The organism is [Clostridium] symbiosum, from assembly GCA_036419695.1.
In the GTDB taxonomy this organism is placed as follows: domain Bacteria; phylum Bacillota; class Clostridia; order Lachnospirales; family Lachnospiraceae; genus Otoolea; species Otoolea symbiosa_A.
On sequence record CP143946.1, the window covers coordinates 1,250,831 to 1,270,724 of the forward strand.

The 19,894-nt window shown below is 50.3% G+C and carries 19 protein-coding genes; 17 read left to right on the plus strand and 2 right to left on the minus strand.

Annotated features, from left to right (window positions below; genetic code table 11):
* Window positions 1–15 precede the first annotated feature (15 nt).
* On the plus strand, window positions 16–1,146 hold the full coding sequence (locus V3C10_05805; GenBank protein ID WVP64578.1) for a serpin family protein: 1,131 nt from the start codon (window positions 16–18) through the stop codon (window positions 1,144–1,146).
* Between the two features lie 41 nt (window positions 1,147–1,187).
* Here the strand turns inward: V3C10_05805 and proC are convergent, their stop codons facing one another.
* Window positions 1,188–1,988: a pyrroline-5-carboxylate reductase gene (proC, locus tag V3C10_05810; GenBank protein ID WVP63334.1), complete on the minus strand. Its 801-nt coding sequence runs from the start codon at window positions 1,986–1,988 to the stop codon at window positions 1,188–1,190.
* A 202-nt stretch (window positions 1,989–2,190) separates the two neighbouring features.
* Between proC and V3C10_05815 the strand changes: the two genes are divergently transcribed.
* The 6 genes from V3C10_05815 to V3C10_05840 all read left to right on the plus strand — a co-directional run bounded on the left by V3C10_05815 (window position 2,191) and on the right by V3C10_05840 (window position 7,992).
* On the plus strand, window positions 2,191–2,490 hold the full coding sequence (locus V3C10_05815) for an ATP-dependent Clp protease adaptor ClpS (protein ID WVP63335.1): 300 nt from the start codon (window positions 2,191–2,193) through the stop codon (window positions 2,488–2,490).
* A gap of 40 nt (window positions 2,491–2,530) precedes the next feature.
* Entirely contained in the window at window positions 2,531–4,969 is a 2,439-nt protein-coding gene (locus V3C10_05820) for an AAA family ATPase (GenBank protein ID WVP63336.1), read from the plus strand.
* A gap of 5 nt (window positions 4,970–4,974) precedes the next feature.
* A complete protein-coding gene (gene aat, locus V3C10_05825; GenBank protein WVP63337.1) occupies window positions 4,975–5,637 on the plus strand; it encodes a leucyl/phenylalanyl-tRNA--protein transferase in 663 nt (220 codons plus the stop codon).
* Window positions 5,627–7,123, plus strand: coding sequence for a flagellin lysine-N-methylase (fliB, locus tag V3C10_05830; GenBank protein ID WVP63338.1), 1,497 nt, complete (start codon window positions 5,627–5,629; stop codon window positions 7,121–7,123). The genes aat and fliB (V3C10_05830) overlap by 11 nt, the downstream gene beginning before the upstream one ends.
* A 63-nt stretch (window positions 7,124–7,186) precedes the next feature.
* Window positions 7,187–7,531: a TIGR04076 family protein gene (locus V3C10_05835; protein ID WVP63339.1), complete on the plus strand. Its 345-nt coding sequence runs from the start codon at window positions 7,187–7,189 to the stop codon at window positions 7,529–7,531.
* Window positions 7,532–7,554: 23 nt separating this feature from the next.
* The gene (locus V3C10_05840) at window positions 7,555–7,992 is read left to right on the plus strand and encodes a C-GCAxxG-C-C family protein (protein ID WVP63340.1); all 438 of its coding nucleotides are present in this window, start codon (window positions 7,555–7,557) and stop codon (window positions 7,990–7,992) included.
* An 11-nt stretch (window positions 7,993–8,003) separates the two neighbouring features.
* Here the strand turns inward: V3C10_05840 and V3C10_05845 are convergent, their stop codons facing one another.
* Window positions 8,004–8,699, minus strand: coding sequence for an alpha/beta hydrolase (locus tag V3C10_05845; GenBank protein WVP63341.1), 696 nt, complete (start codon window positions 8,697–8,699; stop codon window positions 8,004–8,006).
* Window positions 8,700–8,947: 248 nt separating this feature from the next.
* On the opposite strand from V3C10_05845, the gene V3C10_05850 reads away from it, so the two are divergent.
* The 10 genes from V3C10_05850 to fliB (V3C10_05895) all read left to right on the plus strand — a co-directional run bounded on the left by V3C10_05850 (window position 8,948) and on the right by fliB (V3C10_05895) (window position 19,149).
* Entirely contained in the window at window positions 8,948–9,568 is a 621-nt protein-coding gene (locus V3C10_05850) for a helix-turn-helix transcriptional regulator (protein WVP63342.1), read from the plus strand.
* Window positions 9,569–9,716: 148 nt separating this feature from the next.
* Window positions 9,717–10,394, plus strand: coding sequence for a phosphatase PAP2 family protein (locus V3C10_05855; GenBank protein WVP63343.1), 678 nt, complete (start codon window positions 9,717–9,719; stop codon window positions 10,392–10,394).
* A 131-nt stretch (window positions 10,395–10,525) separates the two neighbouring features.
* Window positions 10,526–11,485, plus strand: a complete 960-nt coding sequence (locus tag V3C10_05860; GenBank protein WVP63344.1) for a hypothetical protein — start codon at window positions 10,526–10,528, stop codon at window positions 11,483–11,485.
* Entirely contained in the window at window positions 11,482–12,582 is a 1,101-nt protein-coding gene (locus V3C10_05865; GenBank protein WVP63345.1) for an iron-containing alcohol dehydrogenase family protein, read from the plus strand. Before V3C10_05860 ends, V3C10_05865 begins: the two co-directional genes overlap by 4 nt.
* Before the next feature lie 288 nt (window positions 12,583–12,870).
* A complete protein-coding gene (locus V3C10_05870) occupies window positions 12,871–14,040 on the plus strand; it encodes an amidohydrolase (GenBank protein ID WVP63346.1) in 1,170 nt (389 codons plus the stop codon).
* A 47-nt stretch (window positions 14,041–14,087) separates the two neighbouring features.
* Window positions 14,088–15,020 (plus strand): transporter substrate-binding domain-containing protein, encoded by a 933-nt coding sequence (locus tag V3C10_05875; protein ID WVP63347.1) that lies wholly within the window; start codon window positions 14,088–14,090, stop codon window positions 15,018–15,020.
* A gap of 147 nt (window positions 15,021–15,167) precedes the next feature.
* Window positions 15,168–15,830, plus strand: coding sequence for an amino acid ABC transporter permease (locus V3C10_05880; GenBank protein WVP63348.1), 663 nt, complete (start codon window positions 15,168–15,170; stop codon window positions 15,828–15,830).
* Window positions 15,823–16,545, plus strand: a complete 723-nt coding sequence (locus tag V3C10_05885; GenBank protein ID WVP63349.1) for an amino acid ABC transporter ATP-binding protein — start codon at window positions 15,823–15,825, stop codon at window positions 16,543–16,545. Before V3C10_05880 ends, V3C10_05885 begins: the two co-directional genes overlap by 8 nt.
* A gap of 56 nt (window positions 16,546–16,601) precedes the next feature.
* Window positions 16,602–17,783: a pyridoxal phosphate-dependent aminotransferase gene (locus tag V3C10_05890; GenBank protein ID WVP63350.1), complete on the plus strand. Its 1,182-nt coding sequence runs from the start codon at window positions 16,602–16,604 to the stop codon at window positions 17,781–17,783.
* A gap of 52 nt (window positions 17,784–17,835) precedes the next feature.
* Window positions 17,836–19,149: a flagellin lysine-N-methylase gene (fliB, locus tag V3C10_05895; GenBank protein ID WVP63351.1), complete on the plus strand. Its 1,314-nt coding sequence runs from the start codon at window positions 17,836–17,838 to the stop codon at window positions 19,147–19,149.
* Window positions 19,150–19,894: the final 745 nt, after the last annotated feature.

Here is a 19,894-nt window from a genome sequence, read left to right on the forward strand (position 1 = left end):
ACGGTTGAGACAAGTATGCCGCTTGATGGTGAGCAGAGGATTGCAGTTGCAGATTTTGGCGTCCAATTGTTCCAGGAGAGTCAAGTAAACGGGAAAAATATTTTGATATCACCCGTGTCGGTTCTCTGTGCGCTTGGAATGACGGCAAATGGGACGCATGGAAATACGCTTTCACAGATGGAAGAAGTTTTCGGCATGCCGATTGGGGAGTTGAATGAGTATTTATACACGTATGTTAACAATCTGCCGAAGGGGAAAAAATACAAGCTTAATATAGCAAATTCGATTTGGCTTAAGGAAACTGTCACTGGGTTTAAACGGGATTTTTTACAGCTAAATGCTGATTATTACAAAGGAGATATTTATACCTTTTCTTCTGAGGATCCGATTATACAGGATATTAATCTTTGGGTTAGTGAAAAGACGGATGGGATGATAAAGGACATTCTGGATAATGGCGCTTCCAGAGGAGACGTTTTTCTGGTGAATGCCCTGGCCTTTAATTCCGTATGGCAGGAAATCTACAGAGAAAACCAGGTTAAAAACGGGGGGTTTACAACGGAGGATGGAAAAAAACAAGATGTTATAATGATGTATTCCCCCGAGGGAATATATTTGGAGGATGAGAAAGCAGAAGGATTTATCAAATATTATGCTGACCAGAAGTATGCCTTTGCCGCTTTACTCCCGGAAAAGGGGGTCTCTGTTTCTGAGTATGTTTCAACCCTCACGGGAAGGCGGCTGATGGATATTTTGGATCATGGGCAGAGGATTGCCGTAAGTGCAGCAATTCCTATGTTTGAAACCGAATATTGTGTAGAGATGCAGGATATTTTAATGGAGATGGGAATGCAGGACGCTTTTAACGATGCAACAGCAGATTTTTCTGAAATGTATGATCTTGAAGAGAACCATTTTAATCGATTTGCAATCCAAAAAGTTGTGCATCAGGCTCATTTTGCCCTTGATGAAGAGAAGACGAAGGCAGGAGCTGCAACCGTTGTTGTGGAAACAACATCCTGCCTTGATACGTTCGAGCCCGAAGAGGGGAAAGAAGTCTATCTCGATCGTCCTTTTGTTTACATGATTATTGATTGTGAGACAAAACTGCCTGTATTTATCGGAACACTGATGGATGCGGAATAATATAGCCGGAGTGACGGCAGAAACCCGCACGTTGCGCGCGGTTACTGCGTTACAGGTCCTTCGACGGCATCAATAGCATCGATCACGGCAGCACGGAGGCCGCTGCGCTCCAGGGCGGCAACGCCCCTGATGGTAGTACCGCCGGGGGAGCAGACGGCATCCTTCATAGCGCCCGGATGTTCCCCTGTTTCTAACTGAAGCTTTCCGGTTCCCGCTATCATCTGGGCGGCCAGACTGTAAGCGGTGGTTCTTGTGAGACCGTGCATTACTGCGGCGTCGGCCAGGGCCTCCATGAACATGCTGGCAAAGGCAGGGCCGCATCCGCTGACGGTTCCGGCAATGGAAAGCTGGCTTGTCTCAACAAACTGCATCAGGGCAATAGGGGAGAAAAGTTCCTGTACCAGATTTAATTCATCATCGGTCAGGGAGTGGTGGTTTTCGCAGATAAAGATACCCTCGCCGATTGCGACCGGAGTGTTGGGAATCGTGCTCAGATGGTGGGTTCCCGGCAGCAGGATTTCTTCATACTTTTCAAACGGGTAGCCCGCGGCTACGGAGAGAACGATTTTTTCCTTCAGGATGTTCTTAATGGGAGCGGTTACTTCCGCTATCATGTAGGGTTTAACAGCCAGAACCACAATATCCGAATGTTCAGCCGTCTCTTCTGCGGTACGGCAGGGAGTAATCCCTCTCTGTGCTGCGTTGCGGCACAGCTTTTCCCAATTGGCGGCACAGGCATAAATCTGTGACGGGGCGGTTACTTTCTTACATAAAAGGCCGTCGGCGATGGCCTGAGCCATGTTGCCGAAGCCGATAAAACCGATTTTTGCAGTCGATGCCATATTGATTACCTCTTTTCTATTTTATTCTCTGCTGGTTTTTATTTCTGCTAATCAACTGTTACTAAATATACCATATCTCCCACTTTTTTTCCTGTCTTTTTTTATGCAAGTATATTATACTATATGAAACTGATGCTGTACCCATCCGAAGGCCGGACTGCGGCGCAGCCGTGATAATATTAAGTAATGGAAGGTGTTTCAGATGTCAACCCAGGGAGAAGTAAAACAGCAGATAAAATCACAGGTCAGAGAACCAAAACGATACAGAGTTATTATGCACAACGACGACTATACCCCGATGGATTTTGTAGTCCAGGTCCTCAAGGAGGTATTTAACAAGAGACAGGAAGAGGCTGTCATGCTGATGATGATGGTGCACAAGGGCGGTAAGGCCGTCGTGGGCACTTATTCTTATGACATTGCCCTGACAAAGATAAGAACAGTGACGGCTTTGGCCGAGGAGGAGGGGTATCCTTTCCGGCTGACGGTGGAAGAACAATAGGAAGACTCATGAATTGGACCCACGAAGGAGGCATCATAAAATGAGAGTGACAAAAGAAGTGGCGGATATATTAAACCTGACTTTTGACGTAGCGGTGCGGGAGCACCATGAATATGTAACTCCCGAACTGCTGTTATATGAGATTGCAGCCCAGGATACATTCCGGGAAGCTTTTGAAAACTGCGGAGGGGATACGGACATACTCAGGCAGAATCTGCGGAACTACCTGGAGCAGCATATGGCTGCGGGCAGTCTGGATGACGGCCCGGAGGAAGAGGACGGCCCGGAAGATTCTGCGGCGGAAGAGCAGACATTTGATGAAGAGAGGCCGGAGATGACGGCCGGTTTTGAAAACGTGCTGATCCGCGCACAGGAGACGGCTGATAACTGCGGAAAAGATGCGGTGGAACTTTCCCATCTCGTTTACGGTTTTTATTCTCTGGAGGAAAGCTATGCCATCTATTATATGGAAAGCCAGGGCGTGGGCAAGACGGCCCTGCTCCAGGAACTTTCGGAGATTTATGACAGGATTTATGAGCGGTATCAGGAGAGAAAAGCCCAGAGAGAACTTGAGAAAAACGGTTCCGGCCGCGGAAAGCAGGACTCTGGAAACGGCCGTGGAAAAGGTGCGGAAGATAAATCCACCCGAGGCCGGGGAGAGACGGAGCCGTCCGGAACCGGTGATGAATTCGGCGGACAGGATGCGGGTGAAGCCCAGCCCGGCAGAAGCAGCAGATGGCGCCGTTATGTGACCTGTCTGAATGAGAACCTGGAAGGGGTAAATCCCCTGATTGGCCGCGAGGATGAACTGGAACGGACCATGCAGATCCTGTGCCGGAAGGAGAAAAACAACCCGCTTCATATCGGCGAACCGGGAGTCGGAAAGACCGCCATTGTCTATGGGCTGGCACGGCTTTTAGAGGAAGGAAAGGTGCCGGATCCGTTAAAAGGCGCCACGATTTTTACCCTGGATCTCGGAACCCTGCTGGCGGGAACCCAGTACAGGGGTGATTTTGAGAAACGATTCCGTGAGATTATGGACGGCGTCATGAAAGAAGAAAAACCGATCCTTTATATCGATGAAATCCATAATATCGTAGGCGCGGGAGCGGTGAACGGGGGCAGTTTCGATGTTTCCAATATGTTGAAGCCCTACCTTGCCGCGGGGGAAATCCGTTTTATCGGAGCTACCACTTATGAAGAGTATAAAAAACATTTTGAGAAGAGTAAAAGCCTGGTGAGACGGTTCCAGAATGTTGAGATTAAGGAGCCGTCCGAAGAGGATACGGTGAAAATCCTGGAGGGGCTGAAAAAGCACTATGAATCATATCACGGCGTCAAGTATGGCAAAGGCGTCCTGGAATATGCGGTGAAGATGAGCGCCAGATATATCAATGAACGTTATCTTCCGGATAAGGCCATCGACCTCATCGACGAGGCCGGTGCATACAGACGCCTCCACCCGCAGGACCAGAAGACGCAGACCGTGGGGAAAGGGCTGATTGACGAGATACTGTCAAAGACCTGCCAGATTCCCAAACAGGTGGTGGAGAGTGATGAAGTGAAGAAACTGGCGACGCTGGACCGCAGGATTTCCACAAACGTATTCGGCCAGGACGAGGCCGTGGGACAGGTTGTGAATGCGGTCAAATTCTCACGGGCAGGACTCCTGGAAGCGGGAAAACCGCTGGCCAGCCTGCTGTTCGTCGGCCCTACCGGCGTCGGCAAGACGGAGATTGCGAAAACGCTTGCACAGGAACTGGGAATCAGGCTGATCCGTTATGATATGAGTGAATACGAAGAAAAACATGCCGTGGCAAAGTTGATTGGAGCGCCTGCCGGGTATGTGGGATATGAGGAGGGCGGCCTCCTGACGGAGGAAATCAGAAAGAATCCCCATGCGGTGCTTCTGCTGGATGAGATCGAGAAAGCCCATCCCGATATTTACAATATCCTGCTCCAGGTGATGGACTATGCGACGTTGACCGATAACCAGGGAAGAAAAGCGGATTTCAGGAATATTATTTTGATTATGACCTCCAATGCAGGGGCCAGCCAGATAGGAAAATCTCAGATCGGTTTTGGCGAACGGACGGTGAAATCCGATATCATTATGGATGAGGTCAAGAAGACATTCCAGCCGGAGTTCCGCAACAGGCTTAACCGGATTGTAGTCTTTAACGCAATGGACGACAGGATGGCGGCCGCCATTGTAGATAAGAAGCTGAGGGAGCTGGGAACGATGCTGGATGACAAAAAGGTTCAGTTTACCGTGACCGATGCAGCGAAAGCCCTCCTGAAACAGAAAGGAATCAGCCAGGAGTACGGAGCGAGGGAAATCGAGCGCGTGATCGGGAGCGAAATCAAACCGCTGCTGGTGGATGAAATCCTGTTCGGCAGCCTGAAGCGGGGCGGTGACTGTCTGTTGGATTGCAAAGACGGCGCTTTTACCATCAAGGCGGGAAAGAGGAAGGGTTAAAAGAGATGCCGGTATATCGTTTATCTGAAAAGGAAATCAGTTTTCCGGATCCGGTTCTTGCCGAGGACAACGGACTCCTGGCAGTTGGAGGCGATCTGTCGATGGAACGCCTTCTTCTTGCCTATATGTATGGTATTTTTCCGTGGTATAATCCGGAAGATGAGATAATGTGGTGGTGCCCGAAGAAACGGTTTCTGATATTTCCGGGGGAGATTCATGTTTCACGTTCCATGAAAAAGTATATGAAAAAGCATGATATCAAGCTCTGCCTAAACCGGGACTTCCGGGATACGATGCACCGCTGCAGGATGAAACGGGAAAATGCGGAGGGAACCTGGATTACGGATGAGATGGAAGAGGCTTATTACAGGCTGAACGAGAAGGGCTGGGCTGTCAGCGCGGAGGCCTTCGAGGACGGAAAACTGGCCGGAGGACTTTACGGTGTGTCCATCGGAAAATGTTTTTTTGGTGAGAGCATGTTCTCCGAGAAGGAGAACGGTTCCAAGACAGCCCTGATTGCCCTGGCGCAGATACTGGAAGAGAACGGGTTCCTGTTTATCGACTGCCAGTTTCATACGGAGCATCTTGAGAGCATGGGGGGAAGGTACGTCCCATGGGAGGAATACAATAAAATGCTGGAAGAGGGAACACACAGAAGTGAGTGGTAAAAAGAGAACACTGGTACGCAAACCGGATTATTTTGACCGTTTCAGGTGTACGGCTTCGGCCTGCAGCGACAACTGCTGCATCGGCTGGGAAATTGACATTGATGAAAAGACGGCCGGGAGATATAAGAATGTCTCCGGGGAGCTGGGAAAAAAGCTTCGGGAAATGATTTCATGGCCGGGAGGAGAAGAAATTCAGGCGGAGGAAGTTCAGGCTGGGGGTTCTCTGTCCGGGAGAAAGTCTCCCTCTGACAAAGAACCTCCTCACTTTATTCTTCAGGAGGAGCGCTGCCCGTTTCTGGATCGGGACAACCTCTGCGAGCTGATACGGAAATTGGGAGAAGAAAGTCTCTGTGATATCTGCAGGGAGCACCCGAGATATTACGAATGGTTTGACGGCCTGACCGAGAAGGGGGTGGGCCTGTGCTGCGAGGCTGCGGCAGGTCTTATCCTGGAATCTTCAAAGAAAGCAGAATTCGTGACGGAACTGGAAGAGCAGCCGGAATGCGGGCCGTTGCAGGGAGTGGAGCCGTCGTGGGAAGGGGAGCTGTTGCAGGAAGCAAACCTGTTGCAGAAAGTGGAGCCATTACAGGAAGGAAAGCAATGGGATCCTCTTCTTACCGGACTGTTGGCAGCGCGTGAAACAGCATTCCAACTGCTTCAGAACAGGGAAATTCCATTGAATGAAAGACTTGCCCTCTATCTGATGTTCTCCGAGGATATCCAGGACTATCTGAGCATGTACGCCGATTCTCAGGAAACTCTGCCGCAGGAAGACGGCGGGGAAGCCGATACAGGGGAACAGGCCGGGGGACAGACCGAGGCAAAGACAGTTCAGGCAGGAAGAGAGGTCAGGGCGCAGACGGTGGAGCGGATCCGTGAGATTGCGGAAGAATATGGGGATCCGGAATTTATCTCCGGACTTTTAAATGACTGCAGGGAAGACGATAAAAGTGGGAGCGGGAACCAAAACAGGGAAAATGAGAAAGGTGAACCGGAGCATTTGCTCCCGGAAAAAGAAAGGAATATTGCGGTGGCTGCCGACAGATACCGGACGATACTACAGTTTCTACGCACGCTGGAGCCGGTTTCGGAACAGTGGCCGGAGCTTCTTGGGCGCCTGGAGGGAGAGCTTGAATCTGTTCTTGCTAAACAGGAGGAATTCTCAGCGTATTTTAAAGAACGGGAGTATCAGTATGAACATCTCGCCGTCTATTTTACATACCGGTATTATCTGAAATCCTGCTTCGACTGCGACCTTCTTTCCAGAGCCGTATTTACCGTGGCCAGCGTTCTGGTTATCAGACTGTTTGATATGGAAAAATATGCCGGAACCGGGGGTGTGACGTCGGAGGAGCAGATTGAACTCGTTCGGTATTATTCACGGGAACTGGAGTATTCCCTTGAAAACCTGGAGGCATTTTCAGAAGAAGTCTGGGAGGGAGAAACGTTCGCATTGGAAGACCTGCTGGAATTATTATTTACCTAACCGGCAGGGACTCCGGGCCGGAGTTCAGGATGGGAACAGGCAAATAAAAGAGGAGAATCTCATATGAGAAAAGTGAAAATAACGGTTTTAAAGACAACATTAGATGAAGAACTGGCAAAAGAATATGGTGCAGAGGGCTTGTCGGCCTGTCCAATGCTCCGGGAGGGACAGATTTTTTACGCAGATTATGCAAAGCCGGAAGGATTCTGCGACGAGGCGTGGAAAGCCATATACCAGTATGCCTTTGCCCTGGCCCATGGCGCGGGAAATGAAGTGTTTTATTATGGCGACTGGATCAGAAAGCCGGGCGTGGCGATCTGCAGCTGCAACGACGGTCTGCGTCCCGTTATCTTTAAGCTGGAAGCCACCGACGAGGAATCCCGGATCGATTATGAGCCGGTGAGATAAGGAAACATACAGGGGGATAACAAATGGAAAAAGCAGAATTAATTGGACAGAAAGTACATGAACTATACTGGCAGCATGATATCAACTGTGCAAGGACCACGCTGATTTGCCTCGCCGGATGCTTTGACGTTGTGCTGCAGGAGCAGACGCTTTCCTCAGCCATCGGACTGCATGGCGCGGGCGGTTACCGGGCGCAGTGCGGGCTCGTTGAAGGTTCTTTAATGTTTATCGGGATTTATGGCCGGATGAAGGGAAAAACAGACGGCGAAACGGCACAGATATGTTATGAGTTTGCCGACTGTTTTATTGGAAAGTTTGGATCCCTGAAATGCCGTGACTTAAGGCCGGGAGGATTCAGGGAAGATGATCCTCCACATGCCTGTGAAACTTTAACGACGGATGCAATTCTGTTTGCATACGAATTTGTCAAAAGCCGTTTTGAAGCGGAACCGGTCGGATAAGGAGCGGGATTTTATATCATTTTATCGACCCACCCGGCCAGAACATCCAACTGCTCCGGCGTGTGGAACCAGTGCTCTCCATCCTCCATAACGGTGAGGCCGGCGCTGAATTTTTCAGTGAAAGCATCCACGGTGTCCCGCCCGGTCAGATTATCTTTACCCGCATACAGGATTTCAGTCGGGACTTCCCATTTTGTCACAGGATGGTTTTTAGCATATTCCAGGTATTCCCACGACAGCGTCTCGCCAAAATTGGTGGGGATGGTCTGCCTTTCCCGGAGCTCGTCCTCAGAAACGGAGGCCCACATCATCATATTACGGATCAGCCGTTCCATATCGAGAACCGGTGAGATGAAAAGACATTTATTAAACGGTATGTCCCGAAAGCTCATCAGACTGAACCAGGCGCCGAGGCTGTTTGCTATCAGGGCCGTTTTCTTCCAATGCTGTCCGATATACTGTATAACAGTTTTCAGCTCGGGAACCGTATACCAGGGAAGAAAATGTTCCTCCTCTGCTTTGCGTTCTCCATGTCCGGGCAGATCAATACCGAGCATCTGCCATCCCCTGGCTTCTGCTGTCGGGGCAAAACTGGCCGCTTCTTCTTTACAGCCGTTTTTACCATGGACAAAGAGGTACACATTATCAGATGGTTTTCCGTAGAGAACGGCCGGTATTGTTTCTATTTTCATATTGATTGTTTCCATAATTTAATCTCCATATTGTAAATATTTCCCTAAAGGATACTGTGCACGGATCGTATCCCGCAGGGAGTTTTCCTGCGTATTGTGCACGAAAATCCCGGGTGACACGGCGTGAAACGGTGAAAAAGACGAGACAGACACTTTCATTGTAGATGACCGGATGGGGAAAGTCAATCCGGGAGGGTTAAAGCCGTTCACGCAGGGGGAATCCTCAGACACAAAACCAATAAAAAACGACAGGAGGGACTGGAATGGAATTTAATGAAAAGCTGCAACAGCTCAGAAAACAACACAATCTTACACAGGAACAGCTTGCGGAGCAGCTTTATGTATCCAGGACGGCCATATCCAAATGGGAAAGCGGCAAGGGCTATCCCAATATCGACTCGCTAAAATATATTTCCAAATTTTTTTCAGTGTCCATAGACGAGCTGTTATCAGGTGACGAACTGATTACTTTGGCGGAAAGCGAAAACCGCTCCAATATGAAAAAGATTTACGGCCTCATCGGAGGAATCATTGATATAATGGCAGCGGCATTTATTTTTCTGCCCCTGTACGGAAGATTGGAGGACGGTCATATTTATTTCGTCAGCCTTCTTTCCGTTACCGATACAGCAGAGATAAACCAGATGATTTATTGGGCGGTTTTTATACTCATGATCGCATTGGGAATTGTAAAACTTATATTGCTCCGACTGGACAAAGAACCGTGGTGCGGCATCACCGCCAAATGTTCAATTGCATGGGGAGCGGCGGTAGTTTGCGCTTTTGCCGCGGCGAGGGAACCATATGTGACAGTGCTGCTGTTTTTATTTTTTTCCGCAAAAATATTTATCCTGTTGAAACAGATTCAGGTAAAACAGCCTTAAATCCTTGAAAAAAGGCCTCCGACACGAAAGGTGTCGGGGGCCTTTTGCCATTGTGACGGCAGGTTTCTTGCTCTTAAGGCCGCAGGGGCAGATAATCAAAGGGCAGTCCGCAGAAATATTATCACAGCAAAAGAAAGGAAGATTTACAATGCAAAAGAAAACAAAAAAATTACTGATCATCACGGGGACCCTGTTTCTGATTTTCCTGCTTTTTACGGTTATGGTAAAGACCGTCGACGTCCAGCCGGTGGGACCCGGGCAGTCCACGGTAGGCTTTGCCTCCATAAATCAAGCGGTATTTAAGTTTTTCGGCGTCAATCTGATCTGGTACACCATCACCGATTACCTGGGCCTCGCCGCCATAGCCGTCGCCCTCGGTTTCGCAGTCTTAGGCCTGCTCCAGCTCATCGGGCGCAGAAACATCAAAAAAGTAGACACCCGCATTCTGTTACTCGGCGCATTTTACATTACCGTCATCGCGGTATACGTATACTTCGAAACTAAAATTGTCAACTACAGGCCAATTATCCTGTCCGAAAAGCTGGAAGCATCATTCCCGTCCTCCCACACCATGATCGTCATCTGTATCATGGTAACGGCAATAATCCAGTTTCATCATTATCTGATTAAAAAGAAAACACTGCTAAGGGCAGCAGACATAATCTCCGCCCTGATTATCATTGTAACAGTAGCAGGACGCCTCATATCAGGAGTTCACTGGTTCACCGACATCATAGCCGGAATCCTCCTCTCCTCCGCCCTGGTTGCACTATATTGCACAATATTGCAGCTGATAGAAGAAAAACACGGAAATAGAAACGAATAACCCCGCCCCGTCTCCGAAATTTTTTCTCATTGACACCCGCCCCCGCCCTCCTTATAATAATGGAGAAATACGGTTCAAGATATTTCTTCCCCCAGGAGACACCTTAAACCACGTGAACGAGGAGAAAGACGATGTCAAAAAGAAAAACGGTGATAATCGGTGCGGGCCATGTCGGTGCTCATGTGGCCAGCGCCCTGATGATGCAGGATATCTGTGAAGAGATTGTCCTGCTGGATACAGATGAGAACAAGGCCTGGGCCCATGCGGTGGATCTTCAGGATACGGCATGCTATGCAGGTAAAAATACAATGGTCCGTAACGGCGGCTATGAGGAACTGCGGGACGCCGACATTTGCGTGCTGAGCTATTGCGGAGTGATATTCAGGGAAAACCGGCTGGAAGAGCTGGAGGAGGCCCTGAATATTGCGGACAGGATTATCCCGGAGATTAAATCCTCCGGTTTTCAGGGTGTGATTGTATCCATCACCAATCCCTGCGATCTGGTGGCGCTTTATTTTGCCATGCACCTGGATCTTCCCGTCGTGGGGACGGGTACGGCGCTCGATTCGGCGCGTTTCCGTATCAGGACGGCACAGGCGCTTCATATTGCCCCGTCCGGTGTGGAGGCATTCTGCGTGGGTGAGCACGGCGACAGCCAGGTCCCGGTCTGGTCACAGGTGCGAATCGGCGGCCGTTTCCTGACGGAACTTGAGAAGGAGGGTTCGGAGCGGTACGGAAGCCTTAATAAGGCGGAGGTGGAGAAAGCCACCATCGAAGCAGGATGGAAGATCCTCGTAGGAAAGGGCAGTACGGAATATGGAATCGGAGCGGCCGCGGCAGAACTTATCCGGTCCATTCTGACGGACGGCCGTCAGGTGCTCCCGTGCTCGGGCAAATACAGAAGGACAGCGGACAGCCCGGTGATCTACACCAGCATCCCGTCCGTGACAGGAGCCGGAGGAATTGTAGAACGGATTCCACCGGTATTGTCACAGGAGGAGGCGGAGCGCTTTGATACAAGCTGCCGTCTGATGGAGCAGTACAGGGCGGAGTATCTGGATGTCAGAAAACAGTTGGAGGACAGAAAATGAAAGCAGTGACAAAACTTTTTGCGGGTTATACAATCGGTGACGACGCCTATTACCAGGTGGACCGTTTCTGTTCTCCCTATGGCAAACGCGTCCTTTTAATAGGAGGAGAGACGGGCATGATGAAGGGGCGCCCTTTTCTGGACGGCGCTCTGACCCTGACGAAGAGCAGGCTGGAAATCGTGGATACCGTTATCTATGGAAAAGAATGCACCTACGAGAGAATCAGGGAACTCAGCAGCCTCTATCAGGATCAGAAAATAGACATGGTATTCGGCATGGGCGGCGGAAAGGCGATGGATACGGCGAAGGGGACGGCTCACGAGCTGGGAGTTCCGGTATTCACCTTTCCAACGATACCGTCCAACTGTGCCTCCATGGCGGCGCTGTCTGTCGTATACCGGCAGGATGGCGGATTTGACAGCTTCTATTTCTTTGAACGCCCCGCCGTTCACTGCTTTATCAACACCGATATCATGATTCATGCGCCGAAAAAGTATTTTCGTGCGGGCATGGGCGACACCATTGCAAAATACTTTGAATGCCATTTCTCGGCCAGAGGGGATGAACTGGACTATCATTCGGCTCTGGGACGCGAGATCAGCAATCTCTGCTATGAGCGGATTCATACGTATGCGGAGAAGGCACTTGAGGAATTTGAACAGGGGCGGGCAGGCGATGCTTTTACACAGGCCGTGCTGGCAATTACGGTGAATACGGGGCTTGTATCCCACATGGTGGAAGACTGCTATAACTGTGCTCTTGCCCACGCCGTATGCTATGGCCTGGATCTGGTTCCGGGAGTGGCGGAGCGTTTTCTGCACGGCGATCTGGTCGGCTACGGGATCCTGATCCAGCTTATGGTGGACGGCCGGACGGAGGAGTTTGAGGAAGTGAGGCGGCTTCTTCAAATGATGGAAATCCCCGTGAGCCTTAAGGAGATGGAGATTCCCCTGGAGCGCGGCGCCTTACAGGATATGCTTAAAGAATCGGTCGGCGGCCCGGATATGGAGCATATTCCCTATCCTGTTACGGAAGATATGGTCTGGGAAGCTCTCTGCAAGGTGGAAAAGGTTACCGGGCACGGAGTGAAGTGCTAAATGGTAAATGGATAGATGGTAAAAGGCGGTGAATGGCGCGGGGAGCGTTATCACCGCCTTTAAACTGGGTAAAGGATACAGGGTATGCAGTGTTTATGCATGAAGGATTATATTCAGAACTTTATGCATTGTGACGTTCCCGCGGCATTTTCATCATTTGTGCTAAAAATGCATGAAAATGAGCGAAAAAACAGGCAAAAAAACAAGTTGACAACATTTGGCAACAGTGTTATTATTATGCACATAAAACTTATATATATTCAAAAATGAAGAGAAAAGAGAGAATTTATGCTTGATGAGTGTATAAAAAAACAGTTATGGGATGCGGAAGATGCGATAGCTCCTCTGGCGGAACGGGTAAGTGAGTGTATCTTTACACACCCTGAACTGGGAGACCAGGAATTCTTTTCAGCGGGATATCTGACGGAGGAAATCGCCAAACTGGGATTTAAGGTTGAATTTCCTTATATGGGAATTCCCACGGCGTTCCGCTGCGAGCTGGGAGATGAGGAAGGCCCGGCGGTCTGTTTTTTAGCAGAATATGACGCCCTTCCCGGATACGGTCCAAACCACGACGCACCGGCCCACGCCTGCGGGCACAACTGGATTGCGGCCAGCACCTTTGCAGCCTGCGCGGCCCTGGCAAAGATAAAACCGCTTTTTAAAGGAAAGATTGTATACATAGGAACGCCTGCCGAAGAAAATACGGGCAGAAAAGTCGATATGGCGGAGAAGGGAGCCTTTGACGGTATGGCGGCGGCATTCCAGATGCACCTGGATCAGGACTTCAGCGTCGATACGGTGACACTGGCCATGACGGATTTTGTTTTTGAATTCCACGGAGTAGCGGCCCACGCGTCCAGCAACGCGCAGAACGGCGTCAACGCCCTGGAGGCATGCAACCTGACAATGGCTGGAATCAACGCAGTCAGACAGCATCTGGAACCCGACGTGAGAATCCATTACACGGTGATGAACGGCGGCATGGCTCCGAATATCGTTCCCGATTATGCATCCATGGCAGTTTTCGTAAGAGCGGGCCAGAAGGATTATCTGGAAGAAGTGATTGAGAAGGTCTTAAACTGCGGCAGGGGAGCGGCCCTGATGACGGGAGCCAAATTTGAGTTTAAGAGGGCGCAGAATACATATTACGACATTAAAAGAAATAAAAAACTGAACGATATTATGAAGGATCAGCTTGCGGGACTTGGCATCACGGAACTGGCGGAGGGAGACAGATACCACTCTGGAAGCTCCGACATCGGGAATGTGTCTTATGCATGCCCCACCTGTTACTCTACGCTGGGCGTTGGCAAGATGACGAAAGCAGGACCTCATGAGGAGGATTTCTTAAGAATCGTCGATTCCAAAGGCGCACACGAGCTTCTGCATCTGGCGGCAAAGGCCATGGCGGGAGCGGCTCTGGAAGTTTATCTGGGAGCGGATGTGACTGAGTAAGCAGACGGAATGGGATATAGCCCATAAGGGCGGAATGGAGGAGAATTATGAAAAAGTTATTGGCAGTTTTACTAGCGGGAACAATGGCGTTAAGCCTGACGGCGTGCGGAGGAAGCACGAAAGGCACGGAGGCGGCGGCAACTAATGCGGCGGTAGAGACGGACGGGGGTGCAGCGGAGGCAGCCGATACAAAGGCAGCCGATGAGGTTGCAGAAAGCGCGGAAGCTTCGGGAGAGCTGACCGGGCGTTTAAAGGCAATCAAGGAGGCCGGTGTTTTAAAAGTAGCGACATCCCCTGATTATCCGCCTTATGAGTTTGAGGACATCACAAAAGACGGCCAGGAAAAATATGTCGGAGCCGATATGGAACTGGCAAAATACATTGCCGACAAACTGGGAGTAAAACTTCAGATTGAAGCCATGGCATTTGACGCCTGCATGGCGGCGATCGGCCAGGGACGTGTGGACCTTACCATCTGCGGCATGGTGCCGAAGGAAGAGCGGAAGACCACCATGGATTTTTCGGATGTATATTATAATGACGGCAACCAGGTAATCGTAATCCTGAAGGAGGATGCCGACAAATATAAAACACTCGCCGATTTTGCAGGGAAGAGCATTGCTGCCCAGAACGGAACGCTGCAGTATGATCTGGTCACAACCCAGATTCCGGATGCAAAATGTGAAGTAGTCAGCGCCGTGACGGACGGAATCATGATGTTAAAGACGGGCAAAGTAGCAGGAATCGCCCTTGCAAGCGTAGCGGCCGACAATTATCTTGCCAATTACCCGGATCTGGTAGAATGCGATGAAAAATTTGATTACACTTCCCTCGGCGTGGTAGCCGGTGTGGTAAAGAACGAGCCGGAATTCCTTGCTGAGATCAACGGAATAGTCAAGGAAGTGGTGGACAGCGAAATCTACTACCAGTGGATTGACGAAGCCAGCCAGTTGTCAAATGAAATCCAGGGAGTAAAGTAATTCCCGGTTACTGTTCGGAAAAGAAAATGTCTGCGGGAGTGGCGGAGCGTCCGGTGAGAGGCCGGAAGGTTCCGCCACCCCCCTTTTACATGTTACAGATATCCGCAGTGAAGAACTACTGCGCGGTTTAGGAAAATGGAGGATGCTATGGTAGGAAATATAATGATGCTGGTACAGCGTTACAGCGGACTGTTCCTGGAAGGAATGAGTTATACGCTGCTGCTGGCCCTGATTACGGTTACAATGGGTACCGTGCTTGGAACGCTGGTGGCCCTGGCGAAGATGGGAAAATTTAAGATACTCTCATTTCTGTCCACCGCCTATATTGAGATTATGAGAGGAACCCCGCTGCTGCTCCAGCTGTACCTGTTCTATTTTCTGGTGCCGCAGATCCTGCCGTGGGAACCGTCAAAGTTCACCTGTGTCTGCACCGCCCTCGTGTTAAATGCAACGGCCTACGTGTCCGAGATTATCCGCGCAGGAATTCAGGCCGTGGATCCGGGCCAGATGGAAGCCGCCAGGAGCCTCGGTTTAAATACTTCCCAGGCCATGAAGAAAGTCATTCTTCCCCAGGCGCTTAAAAATATTCTCCCTGCCCTGGGTAATGAATTTGTTACGGATATCAAGGAGACTTCCCTTGCATCCACATTCTTCCTCGGCGATTTGATGACGACCTTCCGCACCATCAACGGTGCTTTATATCTGACGCTGGAACCGCTTATCATCGTCGGAATTATTTATTTCCTGCTGACGTTTACGCTCAGCAAGCTGATCACGGTATTTGAGAGGAGGATGGCAAGCAATGATTAGGGTGGAAAATCTGAGAAAAGATTTTGGAAAACTTCAGGTATTAAAAGGCGTGACGGAAGAAATCCACCAGAACGAGGTGGTTTCCATCATCGGTCCGTCGGGTTCCGGCAAAAGTACGCTTCTGCGTTGCCTGAATCTTCTGGAGACTCCAAGCAGCGGAAAGATATTTTTCCATGATGTGGATTTAACCGATAAAAAAGTGGATATCAACGTGCACAGGCAGAAGATGGGAATGGTATTCCAGCATTTTAACGTTTTTCCCAACATGTCGGTGGAAGAGAATGTCACAATGGCGCCCGTGCTTCTGGGAATGAAAAACCGCGAGGAAGCGCATGAGATGGCGGCGGAGCTTTTAAAACGCGTCGGCCTTTATGAAAAGGCGGGGGTACGCCCGACAAAGCTTTCCGGTGGACAGAAACAGCGTCTTGCTATAGTCCGCGCCCTGGCGATGGAGCCGGAGGTAATGCTGTTTGATGAGCCGACTTCCGCCCTTGACCCGGAAATGGTTGGTGAAGTTCTGGCTGTTATCAAGGAACTGGTGACAACGGGACTGACGACCGTGATTGTAACCCACGAGATGGGATTTGCAAGGGAAGTTTCGGACCGCGTTCTCTTTATGGATGAAGGAATGATCGCAGAGGCGGGAATTCCGGCGCAGATCTTTGGAGATCCGAAGCAGGAGAGGACGAAGGACTTTTTAAGCAAGGTACTATAAAGTCCTATCAGAGGTATTATAAAGCTCTATTAATGGAAGTTCAGGAGGAAAAGATTATGCCAAAATTAAGTGACCGCGTCGGCACGTTTACAGATTCCGTCATCCGGAGAATGACCAGAATCAGCGACGCAAAAGAAGGCTCCATCAATTTATCCCAGGGGTTTCCGGACTTTGACCCGCCGAAGGAGATAACCGATGCACTGGCAAAAGCCGCGGCGGAGGGGCCTCACCAGTACAGCATCACATACGGCGCCGATAATATCCGTGAGGCTCTGGCCAGGAAACACGGCAATGCCATCGGGCGCGCGATTGATCCCGATAAGGAGATCGTTGTGACATGCGGGGGGACGGAGGCCATGATGGCAGCCATGATGACCATCTGCAATCCCGGAGACAATGTCATCGTGTTTTCCCCATTTTATGAAAACTACGGGGCGGATGCCATTCTTTCGGGTGCCAATCCGATTTATGTTCCGCTCATTCCCCCGGAATTTAACTTTGACCGTGAAGTTTTGGAGGATGCGTTTAAACAGGGGGTAAAAGCCATTATCATCTGCAATCCGTCCAACCCCTGCGGCAAGGTATTTACGCGGGAGGAACTTACCTTTATCGGTTCCCTGGCTGAGAAATACGATGCCTTTGTCGTGACGGATGAGGTATATGAGCATATTATTTTCAAACCCAATGTGCATGTACATATGGCAGGCCTTCCGGGCATGTATGACAGGACGATCACCTGCAATTCCCTTTCCAAGACCTACTCGATTACGGGATGGCGTCTCGGCTATCTGATCGGGCCGGAGGAAGTGATTGAAGGAGCGAAGAAAGTCCATGATTTCCTGACCGTCGGGGCGGCGGCTCCGCTTCAGGAGGCGGCAACCGTGGGTCTGAATTTCGGACCGGAATACTATGAGGAGCTTCAGCAGATTTATACGGAGAAAAGAGACTATTTTGTGGCGGGACTGGACAAAATCGGGCTGAAACATACGGTTCCCCAGGGATCCTATTTTATCCTGATCGATATTTCCGATTTCCTTGCCCTGCCTCAGTTTAAGGGGTATACGGATCTGGAATTCTGTGAGTGGATGATCGATCATTACGGTGTGGCCGCAGTACCCGGTTCCAGCTTCTTTAAAGAAGAGGTGAACCATCTGATCCGCCTGCATTTTGCAAGGCAGAAGGAGACCCTGGATGAGGCGCTGCGCCGGCTGGGAGAGATGGTGAAAGTACTGGAATGAGAGAAGGAAGAGTCTAAAGAACCGGTTAACGGATGAAAGAACAGGATAATGAATGAAAAAAATAATTACGGTGCGCTATCCGCACTACTATAAAGAATTTTCATGTACAGGCTCCCGCTGCGAAGATACCTGCTGTGCTTCGTGGGGAGTCTCCATCGATCCGGTTTCCCTGAAACGCTACCAATGCGTGAAAGGGGAATTCGGAAGACGGCTTCGTGAGTCCATCGACACCGGAACGGGCAGCTTCATCCAGAGGGAGGGAAGGTGCCCGTTTTTAAACCGGGAAAATCTCTGCGATATGTATACCTGCCTCGGTGAAAAGAGCCTTTGCAGAACCTGCCGTGATTTTCCGCGCCATATGGAAGATTATGGCCCGCTGCGCGAGGTGACGCTCTCCCTGGCCTGCCCCGAAGCTGCCAGGCTGATTCTCGGAACCGGAAGAAGGGGAGAGGATGAGAGCGCCGGGAAAACAGAGGCAGAAAGGAAAACAAAGGCGGAGGATAAATCAGAGCGGCTGAAAAATGTGAAAACGGCCGCCCCCGAATACTACATCCGCAAAAAGGCGGTTGAAGATAAAAAAGGTGGGAAAAGGGCGGACCGTGGGGTGGACACGCATCTGCTCAGGCGGCTTATAAAAGTCAGGGAGGCCTTCTATACCATACTCTCATGGGAAGAAGTAGAGATGGAAGCCAGGATGGCGGTCATTCTGACTCTGGCACATGACGCCGAAAAAAGGCTGGAAAACGGCCGTAAAGACAGTTTTGAACGGCTGCTGGCCCGATACACTCTGCCGGAGAACAGAGAACGCCTGCTCTCCCTGTACCGCCCATACAAAGGCAGGGCGGGGGAGAGGCAGAGAGACAGCCTGATGTGTCTTTATCTGGAACTGACCGGTACCCTTGAACCAGTTTCACTCAGGTGGAAAGAGATGGCCGGGAAGTATGCGGAAGTATTATATGGCGGGAATACCGGGGCCGCGGAGCATTCCGCGCAGAATTCTGAGCTTTCCCGCAGTGAACTGCAGAAGAAACTAAAACAGGTATATCCGTTCATCGATTCCGACATGGAAAAACTGATGAGGTATTTTCTCTATACGTATGTACTGGGAGCCGCATATGACGGGCAATTGCTGACCACGGTCAAGATGGCTGTATTCAGTTGTCTGGTAATACGGGAAGCGGATCTGGGGATTTTTAAAGAGACAGGGAGCTTTACGAAAGAGGATCAGATAGAAACAGCCCATCTCTGGTCCAGGCAGTTGGAACATTCGGATTACAATCTTAAGAAAATGGAGCGGCTGATGGGGAGGCATGAGGCTTTGGGAATGAAGCAGATGTTACTTTGCCTGCTGGGGGGAGTTAGTTGAGATGCGAGGACGCCTCTGTAAGACGGCGGACGGGGGAGTGGGAGTGGGAGTGGGAGGGTGTGGATGAGTCTTCAGTCCCGGTTTGTAGGTTGTGGTGAGGGGGAATCCGGAGAAAGACTTTCCTGCGGGGACACGCTCCCGCTTGTGAAGCGCACAGCGGATGCTAAGCTCGAAAGGACCTCGCTAAGCACCGGCGGGCTTCAAGGTCACCCTTCGGAAAGTCTTTCTCCTCCTTCCCCCGGGCAGGTTGTCGACGGGACTGAAGACTCAGCGAAGGTGTTGCCCCGTCCGCCGGCTTCAGGGGCTGATTGTCTCTTTCGTCAAGTAAGGGGGAGGTATTGTCGCGGCCACTATGTAGTCGTGAATTTTTTACCTTATTATGGTATTTCGGGCTGGATTCAGAGAAAAATCCAAAGCTAAATTTAATGATAAATCAAATAATTCAATGGTTATTCAGGGATAGGTCAGGCGCTAAAGCTCTGAGTCATCAATTGAATACTATACAGGGAGGCATTCTCCCGGAATTCGAGAAAATGTAGTGGTAGCGACAATACCTCCCCCCTTTGAAGGAATAAGAATAATTCAGCGGCCGCAGGCCGGGATACGGGATGGCGAAAAACCTTCGCGTCTTCAGTCCCGGTCATAACCTTCCTGTGGGGAATCCGGGAGAAAAAGATTCCGCAGGGAACCTGGGAGTTCATCGGCACTTACCGAAGTCTTTTCGAGGTTAGTACCGTTATGTACT

Coding starts and splice junctions, on each gene's coding strand:
- V3C10_05805 (WVP64578.1), top strand. CDS start 16: ATGCCGCTTGATGGTGAGCAGAGGATTGCAGTTGCAGATTTTGGCGTC.
- V3C10_05815 (WVP63335.1), top strand. CDS start 2,191: ATGTCAACCCAGGGAGAAGTAAAACAGCAGATAAAATCACAGGTCAGA.
- V3C10_05890 (WVP63350.1), top strand. CDS start 16,602: ATGCCAAAATTAAGTGACCGCGTCGGCACGTTTACAGATTCCGTCATC.
- V3C10_05865 (WVP63345.1), top strand. CDS start 11,482: ATGAAAGCAGTGACAAAACTTTTTGCGGGTTATACAATCGGTGACGAC.
- V3C10_05840 (WVP63340.1), top strand. CDS start 7,555: ATGGAAAAAGCAGAATTAATTGGACAGAAAGTACATGAACTATACTGG.
- V3C10_05885 (WVP63349.1), top strand. CDS start 15,823: ATGATTAGGGTGGAAAATCTGAGAAAAGATTTTGGAAAACTTCAGGTA.
- V3C10_05835 (WVP63339.1), top strand. CDS start 7,187: ATGAGAAAAGTGAAAATAACGGTTTTAAAGACAACATTAGATGAAGAA.
- V3C10_05820 (WVP63336.1), top strand. CDS start 2,531: ATGAGAGTGACAAAAGAAGTGGCGGATATATTAAACCTGACTTTTGAC.
- fliB (WVP63351.1), top strand. CDS start 17,836: ATGAAAAAAATAATTACGGTGCGCTATCCGCACTACTATAAAGAATTT.
- V3C10_05870 (WVP63346.1), top strand. CDS start 12,871: ATGCTTGATGAGTGTATAAAAAAACAGTTATGGGATGCGGAAGATGCG.
- aat (WVP63337.1), top strand. CDS start 4,975: ATGCCGGTATATCGTTTATCTGAAAAGGAAATCAGTTTTCCGGATCCG.
- V3C10_05845 (WVP63341.1), bottom strand. CDS start 8,699: ATGGAAACAATCAATATGAAAATAGAAACAATACCGGCCGTTCTCTAC.
- V3C10_05880 (WVP63348.1), top strand. CDS start 15,168: ATGGTAGGAAATATAATGATGCTGGTACAGCGTTACAGCGGACTGTTC.
- V3C10_05875 (WVP63347.1), top strand. CDS start 14,088: ATGAAAAAGTTATTGGCAGTTTTACTAGCGGGAACAATGGCGTTAAGC.
- V3C10_05850 (WVP63342.1), top strand. CDS start 8,948: ATGGAATTTAATGAAAAGCTGCAACAGCTCAGAAAACAACACAATCTT.
- proC (WVP63334.1), bottom strand. CDS start 1,988: ATGGCATCGACTGCAAAAATCGGTTTTATCGGCTTCGGCAACATGGCT.
- V3C10_05860 (WVP63344.1), top strand. CDS start 10,526: ATGTCAAAAAGAAAAACGGTGATAATCGGTGCGGGCCATGTCGGTGCT.
- V3C10_05855 (WVP63343.1), top strand. CDS start 9,717: ATGCAAAAGAAAACAAAAAAATTACTGATCATCACGGGGACCCTGTTT.